This window comes from Gracilinema caldarium, from assembly GCF_029265695.1.
Lineage (GTDB): Bacteria > Spirochaetota > Spirochaetia > Treponematales > Breznakiellaceae > Gracilinema > Gracilinema caldarium_A.
In genome coordinates this window covers 180698-201347 of record NZ_JAJUHW010000001.1, presented here as the reverse complement: position 1 = coordinate 201347, position 20650 = coordinate 180698, and the positions used below count along the sequence as shown (strand labels likewise).

Here is a 20650-nt window from a genome sequence, read left to right as displayed (position 1 = left end):
ATTGTATGGGAATTAGAGGGGAATTGTTCTCCACCAAAGTAAGTCTGCAAAACAGGACTTATTTCTTTAACGTAAAAGAAAACCGGATGGGAGATTTATATCTCAATATCGTGGAAAGCAAAAACAAAGAAACCGGTGGTTTTGAACGGCAGTCTATTGTACTTTTTGCGGAGGATCTGCAGGAATTTCTTAAGGGCTTTGATGGCTCACTTAAGGTTCTCGAAAAGGCCTACAAGGATAAAAAACGAACAGATTTTGAAAAAAAGACTACTATCGAAAAGGAAATCCCCAAAAAGGTAGTTAAAAAGCACTCCGCTGGGTCGTCTTATTCCGAGGGCTCTTCGGTTCGTCACAAAGGGGCTTCTGCTAAAAATGCAAAAAAACCGGTGATACGAACCTATAAAAAGGACAATAAAGAAAATTGATCCAATATTAAATGTCGGTCACTACGCTTCGCGTTTTGGAATTAACTTAAAAATCAAACAGGGCCTGTTCCGGACCGATACTGAAACTAAACCGTTGTATTGGAGAAGGCCCATACTGCAGAATCCGGGACCGGTGCAGTTTGGTTGGATACCCCTTATGCTGTTCAAAGCCATATTCAGGGTATATCCAGCCGTAACGCTCCATCATCCGGTCCCTGGCTGTTTTAGCAAGAATAGATGCGGCCATTACTTCAGGTACGGACCCGTCAGCCTTTACAAGGGCAGAGCAAGGGACTGGGATGTGGGGGGTATATAAGCCGTCTGCCACCGCTTCAGAAATATCAAGCGATCGATTCAACGATGCTGCATAGGAAAGCATGGCATAAAAGGCCCGTTCCATGGCAAGGAGACTGGCTTGTAAAATATTAATTTTATCGATCTCCGCCGCGGAGGCCCAGCCAATTCCCCAGGCAATAGCCTCTTCGTAAATAATGATACGGGCCTTTTCCCGCTGAGCCAGAGAAAGTTTTTTACTATCCCCAAGCACTTCTATAGGAAAATCCTGGGGCAACACAACCGCTGCCGCACAGACAGGGCCAGCCAGGGGCCCCCTACCCGCTTCATCAAGACCGCAGCGCATTATTTTTTTTTGATCACCAATTGTACCGGCCCCTTCACCGTATTTTGTCCTTCAGAATTTCCAGCAAAGAGGGAGACTGCAAGATAGTAAACTTTAGATTTTTCTAGAGGATACTCCATCACTTTTTCCACCGCATACTCAATATTAGAAAAGATGCTTTCACCATCCTTATCAAAGAGAATAAACAGAAATGGAATATTGCCAAGTCCATCAAGATAAATCCGATAGGGTCCATCTTCTTCGACAGCAATTCTAAACAGGTTCGCTGCAGTAGTTTCTACTTCTGAAACGATAGGAAAAATTTGTGTGCGACCAAATTGTATAGGGGTAGATGAAGAAAGCAGTTTTCCCGTTTTATCCTGTATTTTTCGCAGTGCATTTTCTTCAGGACCCACAAGAAGCTGTACCGTATCGGATCGTACCGTTTCTGTATCGCCAAAATGGTACGTTCCGGTGCTGAGGTCCCCATGAATTGCATATAGTTCATATGTTTCTGGGTTAAACTTCATAAATGAAATTATTAAATGAGATATTGGAAAAGATTTGATCGGAACAAGCGTTTCAGGTTCAAGAATTACAATAGCCGGTTCTGATGTGGCTAGAATAACCGCATTAGTGCAAAGGTAGGGACCTGCAGTTATGGTAAAAGGAGCGGTCCAGATAGCCTTAGGGTCGCCAACGGGGAGCTGGGCTGGATCGGGTAATACTTTTTCAGTTATCATTGATTCATCAAGGGACCTTGCTATTATTTTTTTTGATCCCTCGACTGAGTATCGATAGGTGGACATAAAAGCCCTGTTTCCGACAGCGGACTTAACGGAAAGCGCCCCATCCGATTGAAATGCCCTTGATAGTTCACTTAATCTAATTGCGGCGGTAGGCAAGGCAATAGAATAGGAATTCCATGAAGGATCAGTCTTATCTTTGAATGTAGGTCGTGCTACTTGTTCTTCCTTGACAGCCGAAGGAGGCAAAGCATCAGGCTGTTGAGCCTCATGAGCACCTTTGCTACAAGCGGAAATAAGCAGAATTGATACCCCTATACATAACAGTCGTTTCATATAAATTATTCCTGAGATTCCAGCTGGTTTACATAAAATACAAGCCTAAAACAGCTGCTGCCCGCATGAATATAATTCATACATATTGTTTCTTGCCCATACAGATTATTGTTTATAAGTAGTTTTTCAGGAATTCCATTTGCACGGCTAAGTTTTGATACATAGGTAGCAAGCCAAGGATGCTGTTCCTTTGTAACCCTTTGATTTTTAGCTATCAATAATCCGAGGATTTCTGGTTGCAGTAGGCTCATCGATTGTGATTGCAATAGCAAAAAAACCTGGTTAAACGGCAGGGCTGCCAGCGAAGCTACAGTGGGAGCTTCATAGAAGGCTTTTGTGAGCCTTTGGAACAATAGACTCCGATCCTGTTCATAACGATTACTTTCAAGGAAAACCGCAAAGGCGTCGCTTTTAAGCATAAACTCTGAAACAATAGGCAGCATACCTGAGAGTTCCTGAGGCTTTTGCAGTTTAACCGCATAGGATTCTGCGCTGACTACTGTACTCCATGATATATCGTTTTTATCATTTACCACCTCTGATTCTTGTACGATTTTTTGCAGGGCGATTCTTATTGAATCAGGGGCAATATTGCCGAAGGGCCATAAGGCAGCAACCCACAATTCAGGCCGGGTAGCATAAACCCAGCTTTGGGTAAGAATTTCTAGCAGAGCTCCAGATAACAACTGGTCTTGCCCACAGGCATTTGCATATTCTGCGATCTTATCGGAAAATAAACTTTGCAGGAACACAGTATTTAGTGCTGGGACATTCCCTTCTGTACTGGCAAATCCTGCTAAACGATCCGTATACCAGGATAAAACAATCCCCGTGGGTATCAGTTCACGAATTTGTTTTTTCTTTTGATAAGTGGCATTAAATAGGGTGAGTAATTTTTCAAAATTTTTACCCTCAGCACTGTCGGCTAGTCCTTTGATTGCCGATGTGGTCAGTGCCGATGGACTCCCCCTCGCTAATATAAGGATCCATTGTCGATATTGAGATGGTGGCAATTGTTCGGCACTTACTGTAAGCTCAGATATGAAAGCCGGGCAGTCAGGGTGTAACATCAACCTGCTTGCAAGGGAGAGCGCCATAGGTTTAAGAGAAGACTTTCCGCTTTTTGTAATGCGGGAAGCTAAGAAATCTGCAAGAGCTTTTCCATTTTTAAGCAGAAGTTCTTCTTGCTTACTGTAGGTAAGCAATTCTTTTGTGGTCCTGTGTCCATATTGATAATCTGCATAGGATCTCGCTTCTGTTAAATATAAAAGTCTTAAACGGGATAATTCTTTTTCAGCCTCTGAAACAGTTAGAACCGGCAGCTCTAACCATTGTTCGGCTTTCATAAAAGCAGATTCATCGGAGCGATATCGATCTAATAGTGATTCAAGTAGACGTATTTTATTTCTGTAGGTAACAAGAGCCTCTGCTACGGTTTTGGTGTCCTGCATCATGGCACTTCTTATTTTATCAAGCTCTGCCACTATACTTCGGATTGCATCCTGGTCTTTTTTAACAAATATACTTACCCAGCCTGTGCTTTTTGCAAGATTTTGAGATAAGAGCTGCTCTGCAATAAGTCGTTCAGGAGATAAGATTATTGTAACCACGACAAAGCAGAAAATGCTTACATAAAGAGCATTCTTAATTGACATTTCTAGAGATCCTCAGCAATAAAATTAGGACTATTAGTAGATGCAAAAGTACGATTAAAAGCTTGCAGATCGAAACCTTTTGAAGCGTTATGAAGCACCGCGGCAAAACCAATAAAATAATTACCAGTAATGGTATTTTTTGTGTCTTGCGAAATAGAATCCAGTCTCCCCAAATTAAATACAACAGATCCTTGAGCGTTTCCTTTAAAATTAAGCACCGAGTCCTTAAAGATAGGTACGGTGCCGCTGGATATACAAGTCTGGGCAGCAAAGTCGGCGGTCAAAGAAATCTTTGATCGACTAACAAGGGCTTGTTGCATATTAGTAAACTGAAACACAGTCCCATCACGGGCTTTTACGTTTACCGAGCTGTCTTCCTGAATATAAGTACTGCCAGAAGCATCCACCGCATTACCATATTTTTGAGCTGAAACATTGATCGTCGTATTTCCAAAGCGCAAAGCACTTTCCTGAATACGAATACCAGTTGCCATATTGCTTGATTCAAGATTAATAAGGCAGTTTTCTAAAGTAAGAGTTCCTTGTTGAGCAAAAATCGCCCTGATGTCCGTACCTTTAACAGAAATTCGAACCGTATCCAAAACTAATTTGCTGCCTTGGACTGATATAAGTGGACTTGCTTCCATGCTGGTCGCTATGATACTTAAAGACCTTATGCTTGCAGTTCCTGATGGAAGAAGAAGTTGCCCCTTTCTCTGGACTCTCAATTCTCCTCCAATAGAACTGCCTGGCAAACTTTCCAGACTTATTCCCGAGGTAAGAGATAGGGGCGTATCAATGACTATGGAACCCTCTATTCTAATAGAAGACCTGTTCAACGTTTTTGCCAATTCTATGGCTTTTTGTAGAGAATCAACTGGATTATTTCTGCTGCCGTCTCCAGAGGGGAGACCTTTGCTGCTGACATACACCGAATTGGAATCGATGGTAAAACTTCTTGTTATTGAAGAACTTTTATTTCCCGAAGCATCGACGGTATAGGCCGAGAGGCGAACCAATACAGGACTCTCCCGAGGGACATCTAAAATAAGTGTACCAACGGCTCTTTTTGTCTCCGTTGTACCAGAAGGATTTTGTAAGCTAGCTTCGATGACTGATTGTACATTTTCTTCATGTTCCGGACTGGAACTCGTAATAGTTACACCGCCGCTAATCCACAAGCCCTCTTGCGGAGCAGAAAGCATTGGCGGAGAAGGGGGCAATGAATCCGTACGCACACGATATATTTCTTTTCCTTCAGGAGAGATATAACGCCATTCCAAATCTTCCCCTGCACAAGCGGCAAAATCAGGGGGCCTATCCCCAGCAAAAAGACCGAGCACATCAAATGATCCCTGAACTGGATCGAAGGGCCGATATTCGATCCGGCCGCTTTGGATCTCCATATCAGCGGATTGCCTTTCCAACATCATGCGTTCAGGGCCTTCCTGAATCAAACCTCTATCTAAAAGCCATGCAACTTCTGATATCTCTGGAGACAGTACTACCGGCCCATTATAATCTATCCAGCGAGTATCTCCCTGGAAATGGTAGCGGATAACACCGCTATCGATACTATTCCAATACAAGACCCTGAGCCTACCCGCCGTGATAATTTGCGGTTTCTGAATGTTTGTCTGGACTTGTTCAGCTAAAGGGTCTTTTTTATCATTATTTTGAGCCGTCGAAGCTACTTCGGAATCTTCAGGGTTCCCATCGAGCAGTATAGGATATCGGTAAATAAGCCCATCCTTTTTTAAGGATAAAATAATATACCGCTTGAAAGGAGCTACCGGTACTAGTGTGATTGGTATATCTTTTTCGAGCCAAGGCCCTGTTCCGATTTTCCAGACATAAGTTCCGTTTAATTCGAGATTCTTCACAGAATTGACATGCTGAGGAATAGTAAAAGGACTATCATCATAATCGGAAGCTTCATAGATGATCTTTTTTTCGAATCTGAGACCGTTTGGCAATGTCATGCCCACGCGAAGGGTCACTGTACCTTTTTTTGTGATCAGTACCGGTGCTTCATACAGATGATGTGTTGTTCCAAAAGGATCGGATCCATCGTCGGTCCAATAGATTTCTCCGGAACCTGTTTTAGATATAACTAATTGCTGTACATTCGCCCATAGACCGGGCTCAGGGTTAAGGATGGTAAAACCAGCAGCTTCGGCAGCAAAGGTAATAGGTTCGGAATAATTACCCGCCTTATCGACAGCCCATAAAATGAGGGAGCAGGGAGCGGTACAATGTTGAGAAAACCGTGTGATCCCCTCTTCACGTTTTAGAAGCCGAGAAGCTCCATTGCTTTCATAAATACCTTCCAGCAGTGCATTATCATCGCAGGAAGCTGATATTAAATAAGAAGCCCCATCATCTGTGGAAGCAGAAAATGCTGGTTTTTGGGGTGCCTGTTTATCAATCTGTATAGAATAGGTCTGTTCTTCGAGAACACGGTTATCAGGAGGTGCAGACCGCCGTTGAGCCACAACGATAAAGGTTTTTTCAGCCCCCGACGGGGCAGAAAGCAACACTGAGGCAGAACCAATACCCCGGAAAATTTCCTTGCCGTCCAAATTGACTACAAGCCGATCTTCCTCTGGCACGGAGAACCAAAACCGCTGGTCCCCTTTGTAAGATTTGCTCGCCGCATTAGTAAGCAGCCCTGCAGGCTGAGATTGCACCCCAAGGGGGAGCAAAATGAGAATAAGGCTAGTCCAGAAGGGTATCGATCTATGCCCCATATACTTTCCTATTTTATCGCATCCAGTACCTTCCGCAATTCTGGATCCTGTTTATAGTAATGTTCTTCCAGTTCAGCCCTGGTCAATCCGACCAGCTCATGGCTCATATAATGGATCCACCGGTCCTCGTCATGAACGCTCATTTCATGTTTGCGGCACCAGTAGTCTGGCTGAATGGGAAGCTGATTTTCCTTGTCGGTAAAATATTTATAATCATGGACCGCAACTTTCAAATCCTTCCGCGGGATACCCTTTTCTAAAATAATTTCTGCAAGCCTGTTGATAGTTCTTCCAGAATCAAAAATATCATCAACCAGGAGAACCTTGTCACCGGTCCGCAGGTATTCGGGAGCGTAGGTCCAGCCGTCTACCATGACCCGCTCCTGCTTACGGATATCCGTATATGAACGGGCAACGACCGCCGCGTAATATACCGGACGGCCTTCTGAGCGAACAATTTTAAAATATTCGCTGATTACGTTTCCAAGATATGCCCCGCCGCGAAGGGAGACATAAATAACATCGGGCACAAAGCCATCTTCATGAATTCGATGGGCTAGCTTAAGCGCATTGTTGCGAACCAGATCGTAGGGTAAAAATTCTTTCTTCATGGATTAAATGTAGCGTAAAACAAAACTTTTTGAAAGCATCCCGCGCGGGATTATAGCAGCGGGTCCCTTTTTATTGCTCTGGGACCCGCTGCTTAAAGATTATAGCTTAAGGCCGCTTGTAACGCATAGTCTCCAAGCTTGTGTCGCCCCGCTGGACTTCGAACCAGAGATCTTTTTTGGATTTGTCATTCAGTAAACGGTAGAAATCAGGAAGGGTCCTAGCACTTTCGCCGTTTATTCCTGTAATGATATCCCCCCGCTGCAGCCCCATAACTGCCGCAGGACTCTTGGCAATGACTTCCACTACATAAAGGCCCTTAACTTTTGCATCCAATTTTAGAGTCTTTTGAATCTCTTCATTAACTGGTGTAACGATAGCGCCGGGCCACAACTTGCTGTTGTCGGACACTACATCGTCCTTCCGTTCATCAATACGTACCCGGATGGTCCGTTCAGTTCCGCCTCTTAAAACCACAAAGGTAGCCTGTTCTCCCGCTTTAAGATCTCCGACCGCAAGCACAAGCTGATCGCGGTTTCGAACTTCTTTATCATTCAGTTTGATGATAAAGTCTCCGGGAAGTATACCGCCCTTGTCGGCCGGTGAACCGATAAAGACCTGAGATGCAAGGGCCCCTCTCCGGTTCTGGATGCCGAGTTCAGCAGCCATGTCCTTATCCGCATCGATAAGAGATACACCAAGCCATCCATATTTAACCTGCCCCTTAGTTATAAAATCGTCTATCGCCCGTTTTACGTTGTTGACCGGTATGGAAAAGCCGAGACCCACAGAGCCTCCTGATGGAGAGGCTATCCATGTATTAATGCCTATAACTTCGCCGCGGATATTTACTAAGGCGCCGCCAGAGTTTCCCTGGTTTATGGCCGCATCGGTCTGAATAAAATCATTTATGTTACCCGCGGGGCCTCCGGTTCTGCCCACGGCACTTACAATACCCATCGTTACAGATGACATAAGACCCAAGGGACTTCCCACCGCAATTGCCAAGTCGCCAACTTTAACCTGGTCCGAATCTCCAAGGACCGCGATGGGAAAGTTTTCTTTAGATTCGAAGGAAATAAGCGCCAGGTCTTTCCGTTCATCCTTGCCGACCAATTTAGCCTTGAATTCCCGGCCATCGTTCACAGTAATACTAATCTCTGATGCGCTACCGGCAACATGGTTATTGGTGAGTACATAGTAGGTATTTCCTGCCTTCCGCACGATAATACCGGAACCTACCCCTTTAGACCGATATTCTCGCTCCTGATTCCCTTGAGGAGTGGAATCCTGAGGGGTGCCAAAGAAAAATTCCCAGGGGATACCGTTAAATTGGGGGACCTGCTGTTTTTGGATCTCCACCGTATTAACCTGTACGATCACGGGCAGCACCGCATCCGATACGGCTCGGAAAGCTTTTTGCAAGCTTTCTGCTACCGAAAGGGCGTCAGAACTCACCGGTGAAGGAACCGATTGGGCATAAGCTACCTGCTTGGTCGCAGGCTTTGCTAACGAAAAAGAAAATAAAGCAAGGGAAAAACCGAAAAGCGCTCCCAGCAATACGAGATTGAAAATAAAGAATTTCTTTGATGAGAGTTTTTCATACAGAGACATAGGAACCTCCATTACATAAATATAATAAATTCCCGAGTTGATAGGTTACAGAGTCTCTACAGAGTTAATATCTCGGTGTGATCTTGAAAAATAGCAACCGTATGTTCCCAATGGCATGAAATTTTTCTATCAGCGGTCACGACAGTCCATCCATCATCGAGGACTTCTACTTCTGCGGTCCCCAAATTGATCATCGGTTCTATGGCAATAACCAGACCTTCCATCATGCGTGGATTAGGGCCCCGGGGATTGTTAGGAACCTGGGGGTCCTCGTGGGGAGAAAAGCCGACTCCATGGCCGCAATACTGGTGTACTACCCCATAGCCATGGCTTGTGGCATGATTGTATACCGCCCGGGCAATCTGAAGTATCCGGTTACCATAAATAGCCTGTTCTATGGCCTTATCAAGACATTCCCGTGTAACACGGTTAAGCTTTTTTGCTTCCTCGCTCACTTGACCAACTTCTACAGTTACGGCCATATCGCTGAAATGGCCGCCCAGATTTATGCCGCAATCCAGGGAGACCAGGTCTCCGTAAGCTACCTTTCTTTTTGAAGGTATTCCGTGAATAACCTCTTCGTTTATAGAGACACAGAGTGCCGCAGGAAAGGGGTTATCATCATCCCCGTAGTTAAGAAAAGCAGGTTTTCCCCCCGCTTTTTTTATCCAGTTCTGCACCCATTGATCCAGGTCCCTCGTTTCTACACCTGGAACCACCAGGGGGGTCAATTCTTTGAACATGGCACTGAGCATTTTGCAGGACTCACGAATGCCTGCGATCTGTTCATGATTTTTAAGTCGTATCATATCACATTCCTATTCCCAATCGGCGCCGTAATTGGACCACATTTGGTAATGCGGGATCCCGCTGCAATGCACCTTGTAAGGCCAGGCGGGCGTCGCCTATATGACCAAGCCGAAACAAAGCCTCAGCCATGGTCCTGAGCCAGCGGGCTTCATCCTTACGAGAATATCCTAATTCGAGCAGTTCTTCCATACACTCAACCAGGACCTCATCATCTACAGAGTTCATCAATTTGGTTCTTACGAGGGTCTTGATAAATGAATCCACTTCTTCCATAAAGTGTCTAAAATAAGGGCGTCTCCGTTCTTCTCTGATGATATCGGTTAAGAGTATAAAAGCTTCGTAATGCTGGCCGCGCTTATCCAATTCTTCAGCTAAAATAAAAGAACAGTCCATCCAGTCTTCCCGGTCTAAATAGGCATCCATCGGGAAATCGAGCCCACCGAGTTCGTGCCAGACCTCTAAAGCTTCATCTTCTTCCAAATGCAATAGATCGAAAAATATAAGCTTCGCCTGACTTTCGGGATCATCCCTCCGTTCCTTTAAAAACGTGCGGTAATCAAAATCATACTGTTTGGTAAAACGGATATATGCGCGGTCGTATTCAGCTCGCCTATCATGGTTAGAAAGGGTCTCATAGGCGGTAAGCAGCTTCTGCATTGCCTGCTTGCCCGATTCGCCGGCTATATCAGGATGGACCTTTTTGGCCCGCTCCCGAAAGGCCCGTTTAATCTCTTCGTCTGTAGCGGACTGCTCAAGACCGAGTATTTGATAGTAATTTTCCACTTATGCGCCGATTCGTTTTCCTAGTGCTTCAGCCTGATCTTGATTGAGTATGATATCCGACCAGTTTACGAACATTCCTTCTTTTTCCATAACCCGCATAAGATTGGTCATGGCTTTAACTGTCCATGGGGTTGTTTTTATTAAAAAGGCAGCACTTTTCTTTCCTAAGAGGGAACTTGCGGTAGAAAGTATTTTTGAAAGCTTTTCCGGCATCCGTCCGCCGAAGAGGGAGACCGATTCAGCGGCAACAACAATATATTCATAACCAGGGAGACGTAGGCCATCATCGGTCCAAGCATCAAGCAAATCCACCCGATGGCCCATGGATTCCATTCCCTTGGCCAAGGCTTTTACCGTTTCAGAAACAGGGGATTTCTTTTTATATGCGTACACAAGGGCTATTCTCATACAATATTACTCCTAGGCTTGTTTAAACAGTTGATCAATATTCGGTTCCTTTACCACAAAAACAGAACATTTTGCATTAACCATAATTTCCCGGTGAGAGTGGGATATAATGTCCCGGGCGCTCCGATCCTTTTCCCAGCCCCCGAGCACGATAAGATCAACCTTCCGTTCGTCCGCAGCAGCCAAAATCTCGGTATAGACGGCACCCCGGCGCAGTTCCGTTTCGACCTTTATGCCCTTGGTCTTTGCCAATTCGCTAATAAAAGAAAGATAGCGCTCCCCATTGGCTTGCAGACTTTGTTCATACTCCTGGCTTTCTTCCTGAATAAAGATTTTACTTAAAGTTAACTGCCGGATAGTTGCCGTGTCGACCACATAGACCGCACTGAGTCTGCAGCGATACAATTTTGACATAATAATCGCATACTTTGCGGCATGTATTGAGGCGTCCGATCCGGAAACTGCGACAAGAATGTTGGAGAAAAGGGGGCTAATCATGCTTTACCGGCCTTCCTTTTTAAGAGCTTGCTGGAAAAAAAGGCTTCCCGTTCCCGTTCTTCCAAAGATGATTCGATAAAAGCCTTGGTTTCCCGGGCTACAGGAATTACCTGTTTTTCCAGGGCATTGACCCGCCGCTGGGTTTTGCGTACCTCACGGGCCAATCTCCAGGCGATTGTCCGCACCGCGGCCAATTCTGTAAGTATTTTAAGCAGCTCATAGAATTCTACCACAGTTTCGTCACATTCTGCAAACGAATTCGCAGGAGAATAGGTTAATTCAAGGTCCCCGAGATGAACTTCCAGGCTTGGCAAGTTCATACCCGCAATCATGACCCGCTTTTCACGCAATTCTACATGCTGCCTGCTGTGTCTGCTGAGTCGATCGGCCTTTTCCCGGCCAAGCACAAGAAGCATTTTTTTAAGCGCCGGATAGGCACTTGCAATTCTTTTGTTGAGATCCCGTTCAAGAATTTTAATCGATTCCACGGTCTGCATCAATTCCATGACCAGGATCTCTCGTTTTTGTTCCAAAAGGTCATAACCTTCCAGAGCAGTAAGGAGTCGTTCTTTTACTTTGATGAGATTGCTTTTAGTCGGCGCAATCTGTTCCCGTGTCATGGTTTATCGGCCTCCGTGTCCCACACTGCGCATCCGCTCCGACTCTGGATCTTCATCTATATCTTCCTGTACCTGCGCGGAAGCCGCAAGAATAGGATCAAGATATTTTTGCAGCAGGTCTTGCTTAATACGAAGCAGTTCCTCCCGCGGAAGGAGGCTTAACAATTTCCAGCCCAGATCCAATGTGGTTTCAATACTTCTATCCTCATATTCTCCCTGGCTCAGAAAATCCTGTTCAAATCGCTCACCAAAGGCCAGATACCGTTTATCCAGAGCTGACAGTTCTTCTTCTCCGATTATAGAGGCCAGGTTTCTCACCGATTTTACGCGGGAATAGGCCGCAAACAGCTGGCTCGACACATCCTTGTGGTCTTCCCTCGTCATTCCAGGGCCGATACCATCCTTCATAAGCCGGGAAAGACTGGGAAGCCCTGCCACCGGTGGATATACACCCCGCTGGGTAAGTTCCCGGTCGAGTACTATTTGTCCTTCCGTAATATACCCGGAAAGGTCCGGAATTGGATGACTAATGTCATCGTTCGGCATGGTTAAAATAGGAATTTGCGTTATGGAACCACTTGATCCCTGAATTTTACCAGCCCGCTCATACAGGGACGCCAAATCTGAATAGAGGTATCCTGGATAACCCTTCCGGCTTGGGACCTCCCCTCGGATAGAAGAAACCTCCCGCAGGGCTTCGCAATAGTTGGTCATGTCGGTCATAACAACCAGAACATGCATATTCCGCTCGTAGGCAAGATATTCGGCAGCAGTCAGAGCACAGCGGGGTGTAATGAGCCGTTCAATAGAAGGCGCATCTGCCAAGGACATAAAAACAACTACGTTGGCAAGAACGCCGGTCCGTTCAAAGTCTTCCAAAAAAAAGCGGGCCACATCGTATTTTACCCCCATAGCGGCAAAGACCACCACGAAGGATTCATCGGCGCTCCTAATTTTAGACTGTCTAACAATTTGTGCCGCAAGCCGGTTATGGGGAAGACCGTTTCCGGAAAAAATAGGAAGCTTCTGCCCCCTAATGAGGGTATTCATGCCGTCAATGGCAGAAATCCCGGTTTGAATAAAATCCCGGGGATAGACCCGGGCGTAGGGATTAATCGGGAGACCATTGATATCCCGCCGGTCGGAAGAAAAAATTTCGCCGTACCCATCGATGGGCCGCCCTAGACCATCAAAGACTCTCCCTAAAAGACCGGGGCCGACCCGCAGTTCCATGGGCCGATCAAGGAATTCGAGCCGTGAATCGTCCGCAGAAAGACCCGTACTGGAACCAAAAACCTGAATGGCGGCCCAATCCTCTGCAAGATCAACGACCCGACCAAGGCGGCGCTTCTGATCACGGCCATATACAGCGACCATTTCGCCAAAACCAACTCCACGGCTTCGTTTTGTAATGACCACAGGCCCTTCGATGCGTTCGAGGCGCTTATATTCAATTCCTCTCATAGAACCGCCTCCTTAGTCTTGTATGTACGCTCCAGGGCCTCTAGGCTGTCCCTCATTTCCCGTTCAAAGACTATAAAAGAGTCCAGGTCGTCATTTTTTATTTCACTTTTAAGCCGGGCAAGCCGCTCCTTGACAGGGAGGGCGGTTATACTCATCAGGGGAGAGCCCAGTTTTATAATTGCCATGGCCCGTTCATGGAATTCCAAAATGAGCGACAAAATATGAATCTGTTTGTCTGGAACACAGTACATATCTATTTCATCAAAAGAGTTTTGCTGCAAAAACCCGTTTTTAATAAGATCAGCGGTGAGAAGAATGAGCCGCTGATCGTCCGGCAACGCATCGGGACCGATAAGCCTCACTATTTCAGCCAGACGCTGTTCCTTTTTTAACAATTCCAGTGCAGAACGACGGAGCTTTGCCCAGAGAGGATTTACCCTCTCCCACCAGGGCTGTACTTCCTCGGCATATTCGGAATAACTGTCTATCCAACTGATAGCCGGATAATGCCGTGCATTGGCTAATTCCCGGTCCAAAGCCCAGAAGCAGCGGATAAAGCGCTTGGTGTGTTGGGTAACCGGCTCGGAGAAATCACCTCCCGGTGGAGACACGGCGCCAATAATAGAAACAGACCCTTCATTTCCATTAAGCGTTGTTACCCGACCTGCCCGTTCATAAAATTCCGCAAGCCGTGTAGGCAGGTATGCAGGGAAGCCCTCCTCCGCAGGCATCTCTTCCATACGACCAGAAAGTTCCCGAAGAGCCTCTGCCCAGCGGCTTGTAGAGTCTGCCATGATAGCCACATGGTAGCCCATATCACGGTAGAACTCAGCCAGGGTAACCCCCGTATAAATCGATACTTCCCGGGCGGCTACTGGCATATTTGAGGTGTTCGCTATAAGAATGGTCCGTTCCATCAAAGACCGACCGGTACGGGGGTCTATCAGATGAGGGAACTCGGTGAGTACATCGGTCATTTCATTGCCCCGTTCACCGCAACCAATATACACAATTACATCCGCATCACACCATTTGGCGATGGCATGCTGGGTCATGGTCTTTCCGGTGCCAAAACCACCGGGAATGGCAGCAGTACCTCCCTTGGAAAGGGGAAAAAATGCGTCGATGACCCTAAGGCCCGTGATAAGCGGTGTGTCCGGTGCAAGTTTTTGGGCTACTGGCCGGGGCGCACGCACCGGCCACCATTGGACAATCGGAATTTCTTTTCCCGAAACGGTCCGAGCAATATGCTCGAGGCAGGTATACTTACCTTGTTCTGCAAGCTCCGCCAAGGTTTCTCCCGCAGCATCGGGGGGAACCATAATTTTACATACGATACTTTCCGTTTCCTTTATAGTGCCCAGAATCATACCAGTCGTGGCAACTATGTGCTGACCTTCTTTTATTTTTTGAGCAAGTTCCGGATTAGGTATAAATTCCCATTTCTTGTTTAAATCCAAAGCTTTGCCGCGGGAGCCGGGTTTTAGGAACGGTCCATCCTGTTGATAAAGGGTGTTCAGAGGCCTCTGTATCCCATCATAGATGGTGCCGATGAGTCCTGGTCCCAACAATACCGAAAGCGGTCGCCCGGTAGAACGGGCCGCGGAACCAACTTTAAGGCCCGTATCATCCTCATACACCTGGATGACCGCATTGTCTTCTTCTATTCGGATAATTTCACCAATAATTCTATTCTCACCAACTTCGACCACATCAAAAAGCCCGGCACCTCCGAGCCCCTTTGCATGAACTATGGGACCAGACACCCGGTGTATACGCCCTTCAATCATTGACCACCCCTTTCCCTAGCAAAGCCACCGCAAGTTCAGACCGTTTATCGAGCAACAACTGATCAATCAAGGTTTTAAGCGAAACAACCAGTCTAAAATTAGAATGTTCACACACAATTTCAGGATACGTTATTTTATCTGACCAGGAACAGGCAGCCCCAAAGGACCATGAAATATCCTTTAAGACCCTATTCAGGAGTTTTTCAGCTTCGTTTTTAAGCAGGCCATGAATAGAAACTGTTATAGTCTCAGCATTTTCGCTCAGTGCATCAATTTTTTTAATAATATCTTGTTCCATTAAAAAAAGAACACGATCCCGAGGAAGGGAAGCACTAAAGGATTCAGCGGCCTGCTGCAACTGCTGTTCAGCCCATTCAGAACGGAGCCGATGTTTATCCAAAGGAAGCCGGGCCATAATTTCCTGTTCCGATTTTGCCCGCCGCTGCTGATACAGCTGCTCTAATTCAGCTAAAGCAGTTCGGGTCTTTTCTTTCCACTGCTGGTCAATAGTTCGGACAGTTTGATCAGCGGTTTTCAGAATTCGATCCGCCTTTTTTCGGGCATCTTCCAATATTTCCCGGTCCAGTGCTTCCGTCGATCGTAATTCTTCCATAATGACAATTCCTGTATTAAATATGAATACCGATGGCTTCCCTAATGGCATCAATAAGCGTCTTTTTGCCTTCCATAGGACCGATAATGCCGGGGATTTCTACCACAAGGGGATATCGTCCCGAAAGCTGCCAGTCTATTAGAGTATTACCCAGCCAGGCGGCAACCTCTTCGGTAACGATAAGCACTTTGTACGTAGTATCCTGGGGAAGCAGCAACTTGGCATCACCTACTTCACCGGTACTGATACGGCCGAAAGCTCTTTTTGCTTCCTCAGCGGTTTCTACCGCCACCCCATCGATACCTATGAAACGAAAAGCCGTCAGTAGTTCCGCATCTCCAATAAAATAGTAATCCACGGCAATTGCTAAATAAGCAAAATAAAGAGCGCAACCAGGAAGCCCCACAGACAGATACCCTCAGCCAAACCGGCATAGGGCAGCGCTTTACCAGAGAGTTCAGGATTTTCACTCATAGCACCCATGGCCGCAGCACCAATCTGGCCTACAGCAATACCGCCGGCTATACAGGCTATACCGACAGCCAATGCGGCAGCGATATACTTCCATTGAGCGGTGTTGCTTGCCACTGCGGTAGTTTCTGTGCTCTGTGGCTTAGCTTCCTGCGCAAACAACAGGCCGCCTATTGAGGCAGAAACAAGGAGAACCGCTAGAATAACAAAACGCTTCATGATGTAACCTCCCTCTGGAACCGGAATGGATTATAAGAAACACCGGTTTCAGTAAAAAATTTGCTGAAAAACTCATAATATTGCAATCGCACAACCTGGATTGCCACAATCATACCCTCTAGAACAATGATGACCATATTACCAAATACAGCCACCAGTATCCCCATTATGGGACCTACAAGAGCCTGTTTTGCAATCATTGAAGACAGCGTAAAGACAATAAACGAGAGTACCGCATGGGACAAAGCAAAGGCGCCGACCCGAAGAAAACTAACGGTATTCGAGACATAGGTAGAGATGGTTTCGAGAATTTCAACAAAACCCTCCATAAAAAACACAAGGAAACCATGTTCCATTGCTGGTTTCTGTTTTGTAAGAAGCCGGAATAAGACGGGCCCCCAAAAAATCATTAAGGCAGGTACTGCAAGTGCAATGAAATCTAACCAAACCAAGGAGTTTCCAAGAAGCATTTTAACCGCAATAAAGAGGGCATACCAAAAGAGAAAAGCCCCCGCCAGACCGGTTTTCCCAAAAAATGCCTTTTCGTAATGCTTCATAGAAATCTGATTTATTATATTGATGATAAGCCCAACAGAATTGATAAGTACCCCTACCCCTATGGTAAAACCAAAAAAAATGAACAATTTTTCTAAACTGCCCTTTTCAGGCATAAGGGTTAAAATCCTATCCACCGGATGACCGGTCAACATGCCGGTTATTATCCTTGTCGGACGGATAAGGATTTCTTCGTTGGCAAATACTTCTCCGTCAAGAAACCCCATTATCATAGAAGCAATACCAACTGCAATCAGTGGAGTTGAATAAGTACGGAACCCTTTAAGAGCCTGTATCCCTTTCCTGCTTGTGGCTAAACCAAGCAGAAATAATACAAATCCCTGACCCACATCTCCAAACATAATCCCAAAGAGGAGGGTAAAAATAATAGCCACAAAGGGTGTCGGATCAATAGTGCCGTAGAGAGGGGCTCCATAAGAGAAAACCACCCCCTGAAATCCCTTTACAAAGGCACCGTGGTCCAATAAAACGGGAACCTTTTCTTCCCCGTCAAGTACTTTTTTCCTTTCACTGGGATTATATGATCGAACCGAAATCCGTCCTTCTGTCAGAGCAACCAGGTCCTGTACCATTGATTGCACTTCCGAAGCAGGAACCCATCCAGACAACATATAGGCATTTTTAGAAGAACGTAACGACGTTTTTAGCTGTTCTATAATAAAAGCAAGTGTAAAATTGTTGTACAGCCGCTGCAGTACCGGTTCCAGAGTTTTTATCAATAAGGCCTTTTCAGCATTGAGCGCTTCAACTTCCGTTTTTGCATTCTGCAAGGAACGCTCTAGACCTTCGAGCATATCCTGAGGAACCCCTGTAAAACCTTCGGGCATAACAAGGGCTGTAAAAGCGGCCTTCTTTAATTCTGAATCCAAGGCAAAGCGGCCTTTTCTGGAAGCAGCGGCTATTACTTTATTATCACTGCCCAGCGGAATAATCACGGCCCGATCCCCTAAAGCAGCTGTAACCATTTCTTGTCCGGTAGGATCAAGCCGGCCGATACGTAAGGTCAAATAAGAAAGCTGATCCAGATTAGAAAAGGGTGCCTTAAGGTTGGCAAAAGCCCGAGCTTCATGCAGGGTTTCTTCGAGTGTTTTAAGCTGCTGTGTTTTTTCTAATTCTTTTGCACGTAAAGCGTCAATGCGGCCTGCAATTTCAAGAAGACTTGTTTCATCTTCTACTTTTGGCAGCTGCGCGAGATCGCCCGAAAAAGATTTTTTTATTTTTTCAAAGAGAAGTAAATATGCAGATACATCTTCGATTTTTTCAAGTTGCTTTCTGATCTTTTCTATGTTATCAGTATCGAAATCTGACAGAGCATCATTTTTAGCTTTCGCTTCATCATCCTGTGATACATGTAACAGAGCCTTTCTTCCCAGATACTCTATGACCGTATCTACGTCCCGGGAAAGTACAAATAATTCAATATATTTCATTGGCCGTGGACGAATCATTGAGAAACCTCCAACATAGAAAGCACCTCTCGCCCGGAAAGTCCCAGCGAGACACCCTCTGCAAGACTAATAAGAAGATCTTCTTCAAATTGTTTTAGCTTTATAAAACAAGCAGTAGTATTCAAAGAGAATGGACTTCTCCGAAAATAGATTCGTGCTTTCCGATACAATAGCAGCGCTGCTTTTCTTTGAACATGGGGAACATCTAAGCGCCAAAAGGTTCCCGGTTCTTCGCCATTTATTAAAAATGCATATTTAAAATTAGTCCAGGCAGAATATTGATCAAAGGGCAGATCAAGACAATCCCGAGCAGCCTGGGATAATGAGTATTTTCCGTCATAAAGATCCAACAGTAAGGGCTCAATATCTTTTTTTTCAAAATGGTAATAATAGCTTAGCCGAAGGGCCCAAAGAATATTTTTTAATACAATTTCATCAGAAATAATGTCTCTAATATATTTTATATCTGTACTAGAAACCTTTTGTAATTCATTCCACAGTATCGAATAATAATGCTGATCAAGTTCTATGTGCAGCTTTACAAGCTCATTTTGATTATCCCCCAGCCGCTTGAGCAGCCATTCGAAATCAGTACCGGTAAACATACCCTTTGGATCAGGATATTTTTCAAAATGAACTGTTTCAAAACGGCCTAAATCAGCATGAGAGGGAGCTTGAGGCTCCTTATCAATAAGTGCGGAAATGAGTAACTTTACATCCGCAAATTCATAACTTCTTACTAAAAGCTCTATGAAACGGGGTATACTTGGTTGTGTTTTTAAAAGCTGGTTAATCTGATGGGTTGTTCGGGCGATAACTTTTTTTTGAAATGCAACAAGCAATTCCTTTTCAGGAAGTTCAACAAAGTCATTGGGAAAGATGAGCCGATCCAGTTCCGATAGACGATTTATATCTTGCAAACGCTTGATACGGTTTCCAACAAAGGATTTGCCAATAATTCCGCATGCTTTAGCGTAGATATAAGCTCTATCGGCGGTTGAATTCATCCTAATCGCTCCCGAACAGCAGTTGTTGCATCAATTGGTTAAAAGCTAAATACTGTACGGGCTGGTTTTCCAAATCTTTTTTATATTTGGCTAGGGATTCAACATAAGAGTTTTTTACTTTTTGCACATTATTTTGAAATTCTTTTTCTAGTTCTGAAAGTTTTGTTTTATATGTACTTTCATAAGCTTCCCGGCATATTTTTTCCTGCTCAGCTATTCGCCGGTCTGCTTCTTTCTGCGCTTCCAGCACAAGCGCAGAAGCCTCATTTTCAATCTCTAAAAGGTGCTGGAGCACATCTTGTTCACTCATGGGGTCCTTCTTTAACTTAATGCAATTAACACATCCTCGTATTTTTTAATGATTGCATGGGCGCTTTGGGGCGAATTTTGCGCCACAAGGTCAGTATAGAACTGCGGATTGTCAAGAAGTTCTGCAAGGCGTTTCAATAGCCGAAGATGCTTTTCCGAATCTTTTTGCGGAGCTAACATTAGGAACAGAAGATAAACCGGCTCTCCATCCAGGGCATCATAATCAAGACCCTTTTTAGAGATTCCCAGAACGCCATACACACGATCAACCACATTGGTCTTTCCATGAGGTATGGCGATTCCCTTTTTAATACCAGTAGACATTTTAGATTCCCGGTCACGGATGGCGGCGAGAATTTCATCCCGGGCTGATGAATTGGTGACTTGGCAGAAAAAGTCTACCAATTCTTCAAAGGCTTCGTCTTTATCTTCTGCTTCAAGCCCAACTTTAATTAATTCAGGGGGAAAAGTCTCATGCAGGAGCATCGCCGCCTCCTAAAATTATTGACCGGAAGTAGAACTGGTATTTGCGGAATCAGTAGCAGCCGGACTTGTAGTACCAGCCTGGTCATTCCACCATTCAGAGTTGCTCGTACTTTCAAGCTGCTGAGCCGCAGCTTTAACGCCTTTATCGCTGGGAGTACGATTCACCAAAGCCAATGAAAAGCTTAAAATAAGAAACAATGCGCCCAAAATAGTGGTAGTTTTGGTAAGCACATTGCCAGACCGGGATCCAAAGGCAGAGTTGCTGCCGCCGGCAAAAATACCACCCAAAGAATCCCCTTCTTCGTTCTGGATAAGCACAATAAGAATTAAAAGAATGGCTACAATAACAAAAAGCACAAGCAATAAGACATTAACTAAACCCATCGATATCACT

The 20650-nt window shown here is 45.2% G+C and carries 22 protein-coding genes; 1 reads left to right on the top strand and 21 read right to left on the bottom strand.

Features of this window, described 5'->3' with window-relative positions:
* Positions 1 to 5 precede the first annotated feature (5 nt).
* Positions 6 to 425 carry a DUF3276 family protein gene (locus Q7P68_RS00860; RefSeq protein ID WP_304221616.1) on the top strand — a complete coding sequence of 140 codons (420 nt, stop codon included), beginning with the start codon at positions 6 to 8 and terminating at the stop codon, positions 423 to 425.
* 46 nt (positions 426 to 471) lie between these two features.
* Here the strand turns inward: Q7P68_RS00860 and Q7P68_RS00855 are convergent, their stop codons facing one another.
* The 21 genes from Q7P68_RS00855 to secG all read right to left on the bottom strand — a co-directional run bounded on the left by Q7P68_RS00855 (position 472) and on the right by secG (position 20640).
* Positions 472 to 1065, bottom strand: a complete 594-nt coding sequence (locus Q7P68_RS00855; RefSeq protein WP_304221615.1) for a ribonuclease HII — start codon at positions 1063 to 1065, stop codon at positions 472 to 474.
* Positions 1065 to 2126, bottom strand: coding sequence for a hypothetical protein (locus Q7P68_RS00850; RefSeq protein WP_304221613.1), 1062 nt, complete (start codon positions 2124 to 2126; stop codon positions 1065 to 1067). Before Q7P68_RS00850 ends, Q7P68_RS00855 begins: the two co-directional genes overlap by 1 nt.
* Before the next feature lie 5 nt (positions 2127 to 2131).
* On the bottom strand, positions 2132 to 3781 hold the full coding sequence (locus Q7P68_RS00845; RefSeq protein WP_304221611.1) for a hypothetical protein: 1650 nt from the start codon (positions 3779 to 3781) through the stop codon (positions 2132 to 2134).
* A 2-nt stretch (positions 3782 to 3783) separates the two neighbouring features.
* A complete protein-coding gene (locus tag Q7P68_RS00840; protein ID WP_304221609.1) occupies positions 3784 to 6531 on the bottom strand; it encodes a hypothetical protein in 2748 nt (915 codons plus the stop codon).
* A gap of 8 nt (positions 6532 to 6539) precedes the next feature.
* Positions 6540 to 7142, bottom strand: coding sequence for a phosphoribosyltransferase (locus tag Q7P68_RS00835; RefSeq protein ID WP_304221607.1), 603 nt, complete (start codon positions 7140 to 7142; stop codon positions 6540 to 6542).
* Positions 7143 to 7248: 106 nt separating this feature from the next.
* A complete protein-coding gene (locus Q7P68_RS00830) occupies positions 7249 to 8754 on the bottom strand; it encodes a Do family serine endopeptidase (protein ID WP_304221605.1) in 1506 nt (501 codons plus the stop codon).
* 56 nt (positions 8755 to 8810) lie between these two features.
* Complete coding sequence (gene map, locus Q7P68_RS00825; protein WP_304221603.1) at positions 8811 to 9563, bottom strand: type I methionyl aminopeptidase; 753 nt, start codon at positions 9561 to 9563, stop codon at positions 8811 to 8813.
* A 1-nt stretch (position 9564) separates the two neighbouring features.
* Positions 9565 to 10347 carry a J domain-containing protein gene (locus Q7P68_RS00820; protein ID WP_304221600.1) on the bottom strand — a complete coding sequence of 261 codons (783 nt, stop codon included), beginning with the start codon at positions 10345 to 10347 and terminating at the stop codon, positions 9565 to 9567.
* Positions 10348 to 10755 (bottom strand): hypothetical protein, encoded by a 408-nt coding sequence (locus tag Q7P68_RS00815; protein ID WP_304221598.1) that lies wholly within the window; start codon positions 10753 to 10755, stop codon positions 10348 to 10350.
* A 12-nt stretch (positions 10756 to 10767) separates the two neighbouring features.
* Positions 10768 to 11253, bottom strand: coding sequence for a universal stress protein (locus tag Q7P68_RS00810; protein ID WP_304221596.1), 486 nt, complete (start codon positions 11251 to 11253; stop codon positions 10768 to 10770).
* Positions 11250 to 11873 (bottom strand): V-type ATP synthase subunit D, encoded by a 624-nt coding sequence (locus tag Q7P68_RS00805; RefSeq protein ID WP_304221594.1) that lies wholly within the window; start codon positions 11871 to 11873, stop codon positions 11250 to 11252. Before Q7P68_RS00805 ends, Q7P68_RS00810 begins: the two co-directional genes overlap by 4 nt.
* A gap of 3 nt (positions 11874 to 11876) precedes the next feature.
* Positions 11877 to 13337, bottom strand: a complete 1461-nt coding sequence (locus Q7P68_RS00800) for a V-type ATP synthase subunit B (protein ID WP_304221591.1) — start codon at positions 13335 to 13337, stop codon at positions 11877 to 11879.
* Positions 13334 to 15127, bottom strand: coding sequence for a V-type ATP synthase subunit A (locus Q7P68_RS00795; protein WP_304221589.1), 1794 nt, complete (start codon positions 15125 to 15127; stop codon positions 13334 to 13336). Before Q7P68_RS00795 ends, Q7P68_RS00800 begins: the two co-directional genes overlap by 4 nt.
* Positions 15120 to 15740, bottom strand: coding sequence for a hypothetical protein (locus tag Q7P68_RS00790; protein WP_304221587.1), 621 nt, complete (start codon positions 15738 to 15740; stop codon positions 15120 to 15122). The genes Q7P68_RS00795 and Q7P68_RS00790 overlap by 8 nt, the downstream gene beginning before the upstream one ends.
* Before the next feature lie 16 nt (positions 15741 to 15756).
* Complete coding sequence (locus Q7P68_RS00785) at positions 15757 to 16098, bottom strand: V-type ATP synthase subunit F (protein WP_304221585.1); 342 nt, start codon at positions 16096 to 16098, stop codon at positions 15757 to 15759.
* 8 nt (positions 16099 to 16106) lie between these two features.
* Positions 16107 to 16430: an ATP synthase subunit C gene (locus Q7P68_RS00780; protein ID WP_304221583.1), complete on the bottom strand. Its 324-nt coding sequence runs from the start codon at positions 16428 to 16430 to the stop codon at positions 16107 to 16109.
* Positions 16427 to 18454, bottom strand: coding sequence for a V-type ATP synthase subunit I (locus Q7P68_RS00775; protein WP_304221581.1), 2028 nt, complete (start codon positions 18452 to 18454; stop codon positions 16427 to 16429). Before Q7P68_RS00775 ends, Q7P68_RS00780 begins: the two co-directional genes overlap by 4 nt.
* Positions 18451 to 19461, bottom strand: coding sequence for a V0D/AC39 family V-type ATPase subunit (locus Q7P68_RS00770; protein WP_304221579.1), 1011 nt, complete (start codon positions 19459 to 19461; stop codon positions 18451 to 18453). Before Q7P68_RS00770 ends, Q7P68_RS00775 begins: the two co-directional genes overlap by 4 nt.
* A 1-nt stretch (position 19462) precedes the next feature.
* The gene (locus tag Q7P68_RS00765) at positions 19463 to 19771 is read right to left on the bottom strand and encodes a hypothetical protein (RefSeq protein ID WP_304221577.1); all 309 of its coding nucleotides are present in this window, start codon (positions 19769 to 19771) and stop codon (positions 19463 to 19465) included.
* 11 nt (positions 19772 to 19782) lie between these two features.
* Positions 19783 to 20256, bottom strand: a complete 474-nt coding sequence (locus tag Q7P68_RS00760) for a PTS sugar transporter subunit IIA (RefSeq protein WP_304221575.1) — start codon at positions 20254 to 20256, stop codon at positions 19783 to 19785.
* 15 nt (positions 20257 to 20271) lie between these two features.
* Positions 20272 to 20640: a preprotein translocase subunit SecG gene (gene secG, locus Q7P68_RS00755; RefSeq protein ID WP_304221573.1), complete on the bottom strand. Its 369-nt coding sequence runs from the start codon at positions 20638 to 20640 to the stop codon at positions 20272 to 20274.
* Between the last annotated feature and the right edge of the window lie 10 nt (positions 20641 to 20650).

Bases quoted from the DNA above. Each gene is read 5' to 3' on its own strand.
- Q7P68_RS00840 (WP_304221609.1), bottom strand. From the start codon at position 6,531: ATGGGGCATAGATCGATACCCTTCTGGACTAGCCTTATTCTCATTTTG.
- map (WP_304221603.1), bottom strand. From the start codon at position 9,563: ATGATACGACTTAAAAATCATGAACAGATCGCAGGCATTCGTGAGTCC.
- Q7P68_RS00770 (WP_304221579.1), bottom strand. From the start codon at position 19,461: ATGAATTCAACCGCCGATAGAGCTTATATCTACGCTAAAGCATGCGGA.
- Q7P68_RS00815 (WP_304221598.1), bottom strand. From the start codon at position 10,755: ATGAGAATAGCCCTTGTGTACGCATATAAAAAGAAATCCCCTGTTTCT.
- Q7P68_RS00835 (WP_304221607.1), bottom strand. From the start codon at position 7,142: ATGAAGAAAGAATTTTTACCCTACGATCTGGTTCGCAACAATGCGCTT.
- Q7P68_RS00845 (WP_304221611.1), bottom strand. From the start codon at position 3,781: ATGTCAATTAAGAATGCTCTTTATGTAAGCATTTTCTGCTTTGTCGTG.
- Q7P68_RS00790 (WP_304221587.1), bottom strand. From the start codon at position 15,740: ATGGAAGAATTACGATCGACGGAAGCACTGGACCGGGAAATATTGGAA.
- Q7P68_RS00810 (WP_304221596.1), bottom strand. From the start codon at position 11,253: ATGATTAGCCCCCTTTTCTCCAACATTCTTGTCGCAGTTTCCGGATCG.
- Q7P68_RS00830 (WP_304221605.1), bottom strand. From the start codon at position 8,754: ATGTCTCTGTATGAAAAACTCTCATCAAAGAAATTCTTTATTTTCAAT.
- Q7P68_RS00780 (WP_304221583.1), bottom strand. From the start codon at position 16,430: ATGAAGCGTTTTGTTATTCTAGCGGTTCTCCTTGTTTCTGCCTCAATA.
- Q7P68_RS00765 (WP_304221577.1), bottom strand. From the start codon at position 19,771: ATGAGTGAACAAGATGTGCTCCAGCACCTTTTAGAGATTGAAAATGAG.
- secG (WP_304221573.1), bottom strand. From the start codon at position 20,640: ATGGGTTTAGTTAATGTCTTATTGCTTGTGCTTTTTGTTATTGTAGCC.
- Q7P68_RS00760 (WP_304221575.1), bottom strand. From the start codon at position 20,256: ATGCTCCTGCATGAGACTTTTCCCCCTGAATTAATTAAAGTTGGGCTT.
- Q7P68_RS00795 (WP_304221589.1), bottom strand. From the start codon at position 15,127: ATGATTGAAGGGCGTATACACCGGGTGTCTGGTCCCATAGTTCATGCA.
- Q7P68_RS00775 (WP_304221581.1), bottom strand. From the start codon at position 18,454: ATGATTCGTCCACGGCCAATGAAATATATTGAATTATTTGTACTTTCC.
- Q7P68_RS00855 (WP_304221615.1), bottom strand. From the start codon at position 1,065: ATGCGCTGCGGTCTTGATGAAGCGGGTAGGGGGCCCCTGGCTGGCCCT.
- Q7P68_RS00805 (WP_304221594.1), bottom strand. From the start codon at position 11,873: ATGACACGGGAACAGATTGCGCCGACTAAAAGCAATCTCATCAAAGTA.
- Q7P68_RS00850 (WP_304221613.1), bottom strand. From the start codon at position 2,126: ATGAAACGACTGTTATGTATAGGGGTATCAATTCTGCTTATTTCCGCT.
- Q7P68_RS00860 (WP_304221616.1), top strand. From the start codon at position 6: ATGGGAATTAGAGGGGAATTGTTCTCCACCAAAGTAAGTCTGCAAAAC.
- Q7P68_RS00800 (WP_304221591.1), bottom strand. From the start codon at position 13,337: ATGAGAGGAATTGAATATAAGCGCCTCGAACGCATCGAAGGGCCTGTG.